A 2,845-nucleotide genomic window follows, 5' to 3' on the forward strand; every position below is an offset into this window, starting at 1 on the left:
ATCAGGAACTTGTTCGCACCTTCCTTAGAGAACAGTAATGCCAGAGCCGTTAACATCAGTGGTGCACCAGAGACATTCGCTAACATGGCAAAGACGGGCATCATCGCCACAATATAAGCGCTACCGGAAGCGAAGAAATAGCGGACAATAATACTCAGGAACAAAATAACGAAGAAGGCTACATTGCTATGATTGTCAAAAGAGAGGTTATTTTTGAACAGTTCAGCTAACCAGTCAAAAAACTTCACTTTCGATAATAAAGAACTCAGGCCAATAATTCCGCCGTACCAAATTAAGGTATTCCAGCCCCCTTTATTTTTTACCACATCATCCCAGGTCACTACACCCAAGAGGAGCATCGCGCCCATCACTACAATGGCCACCGTTGATTCATCAACGCCGAGGCTTTTACTGAAGATCCACCCTAATAGTGCAAGAACAAAAATGCCCAACAGCATTTTTTCTCGCCCTTTCATCGGCCCCAGTTCCTGGAGTCCAGCTTTGGCGATGGTTTTGTTATCCACTTTGGTAATTTCAGGCGGATACATAAAGTAGATAACTAACGGAGTCAGGAGCAACATCACAATACCAGGTAAACTCGCCGCCAGCGCCCATCCGCCCCAACTTAACTGCAGGTGACAGATATCGTTAATCATTTTCAATGCCAGGATGTTGCCTGCCATGGCGGTAAAAAACATATAGCTGGTGGTTTTGGTGACCATATAGACCGTCATCATCAGGTAGTGGCCAACACGGCGTGGGCTTCTGTCTGGTTCAGACCCCAATGCCACCGCCACGCTATTGATGATTGGCAGCACAATCCCTCCCGCTCGCGCGGTGTTAGATGGCGTTGCTGGCGCCAAAACCAGGTCCAGAAAAACAGTGACGTAGCCTAGCCCCAGTGTGGTATTCCCGATTTTGCCGATCAAAATATAGGCAATGCGCTTGCCCAGACCGGTAGTCACAAACGCGGCACTTAGCGTAAATGCAGAGAAAACCAGCCACGTGGTGCCTGACGCATAACCGCTGAGAACGCTGCTGGTTTTCAGTACGCCGTGACCTAAATTACCGACCACGACCATTGATGCCGCGACGGCAATCAACAACACTACCGGCTCAGGAAAAGGTTTGATCACCAACCCGACAATAGCGGCAAGATAAATACCGAAAAGAACCCAAGCCAGTTCCGTTAATCCTGCTGGCGCAGGATTAATGCCAATAATACAGGGGATCGCCAATATAACGATTAGCTTCCATAATGATTTCACATTCATGTGGTATTCCTGATTTATACGTACAGGCAATCTCGCGAAATAAATCCAGTATCCGCGATGCATAACCGTTTTAATTAACGTTATGCGGGAAGGTAAACCTCACCAGAAAATATTTTCCGGGCGGTGCGAATCACCGAGGCGCGAATAGCCGTAGCATCATCACTTTCATTACTCAAATAAATATCCAGTGAGCCACCGGGGTGTTCAATGCTGATATTTCCATACCCTACCCCCGGTGCTACCTGCTGAGTTACCGTCCCAGTAATCACGCAACTGCTGGCAATGGCAATAGCGCCAGTGATCGCCAGCGCTTTATGGCAAGCGTGAGGCATAAAATAGCGCACAGTAATTGCACCACTCTGCTGCGGCGCTGAAATAAGGATAGGTTTAGGAATAACCATATTGGAAACATCCCCTAACCCCATAGCCAGCCCTGCCTGACAGCGAATAGATTCCATGCGTGCTAATAATTCTGAGTCAGCATCCAGTTCCTCCGGTGATTCATAACCGGTTTTGCCCAGATATTCAGCGGGAATAATCACCACCGGTGTCGCCATATCCATACAGGTCACCGGAACGGTATCAAAACAATCACGATGGTTTCCCGTTGGGAAAATACGTCCTGTTTTAGACCCCGCGGCATTCAGGAACGTGAGTGCTACAGGCGCTGACGTACCCGGTACGCCGTCTATTTTTACCGGGCCTTCATACTCAACAACACCTTGCGGCGTCTGCACATCGGCTTCAATAAATGTATTGGTGTTTATATTGCGAATCCGTACGCGCGTCGTCGGCGCTGTGGCGGCAATCAGCCCATTTTCGATGGCGAATCCCCCGACGGCGGAAAGCATATTGCCGCAGTTTGGCGTGGTATCGACACGTTGTTCATGCACCAAAACCTGAGCAAATAAATAATCAATATCTGCCCGTGGGTCGGTTGAACGACTGATAATCGCCACTTTACTGGTTAGCGGATTGCCCCCACCAATACCGTCGATTTCCAGCGCATTCCCGGAACCCATAATTTTAATCAATACATCATCACGCTGCGTTTTCTCTTGTGGTAGATGTTCTGCTAATAAAAATGCGCCTCTGGAGGTTCCTCCACGCATCATAACGCAAGGTATTTTTTTCACGCCAATGCCCTCAACTATATTATTCATATTAAAGACAGGATTACATGCGTGAAATACGCTGGCTAATGACTTTGTTGTCGTGATTAGTGACTTTTTTTTATTAATTCAAGATTAACAATGGCAGGTAAACTGGTCGCTCTATCAGGACAGAACGTCCCTTAACCTTGTCTGGAGTCGGAATGAAACATGAATTATCGAGCATGAAAGCATTTGTCACGCTGGCAGAGTCCAATTCTTTTAACAATGCGGCTAAGTTACTTAATATTACGCAACCTGCATTAACACGTAGAATAAAGAAAATGGAAGAGTATTTACACACTCAACTATTTGAGAGAACAACCCGCAAAGTCACATTAACAAAAGCAGGCCAGTTGTTATTACCAGAAGCCCGTGAATTAATTAGAACCCTAGGGAAGGTGCGAATAAGCAGGTCAT

General features: G+C 46.9%; 3 protein-coding genes. 1 reads left to right on the forward strand and 2 read right to left on the reverse strand.

The window, feature by feature from the left end; translation table 11 throughout:
- The coding region (locus tag FDW88_RS18750) for an anion permease (RefSeq protein ID WP_137363139.1) at nucleotides 1-1,274 on the reverse strand (1,274 nt) is incomplete at its 3' end.
- A gap of 80 nt (nucleotides 1,275-1,354) precedes the next feature.
- Nucleotides 1,355-2,410, reverse strand: a complete 1,056-nt coding sequence (locus tag FDW88_RS18755; RefSeq protein WP_137363140.1) for a 4-oxalomesaconate tautomerase — start codon at nucleotides 2,408-2,410, stop codon at nucleotides 1,355-1,357.
- Nucleotides 2,411-2,589: 179 nt separating this feature from the next.
- Between FDW88_RS18755 and FDW88_RS18760 the strand changes: the two genes are divergently transcribed.
- On the forward strand, nucleotides 2,590-2,845 hold a 256-nt coding region (locus FDW88_RS18760), incomplete at its 3' end, for a LysR family transcriptional regulator (RefSeq protein WP_137363141.1).

Source organism: Citrobacter sp. wls829 (assembly GCF_005280825.1).
In the GTDB taxonomy this organism is placed as follows: Bacteria; Pseudomonadota; Gammaproteobacteria; order Enterobacterales; family Enterobacteriaceae; genus Citrobacter; species Citrobacter gillenii.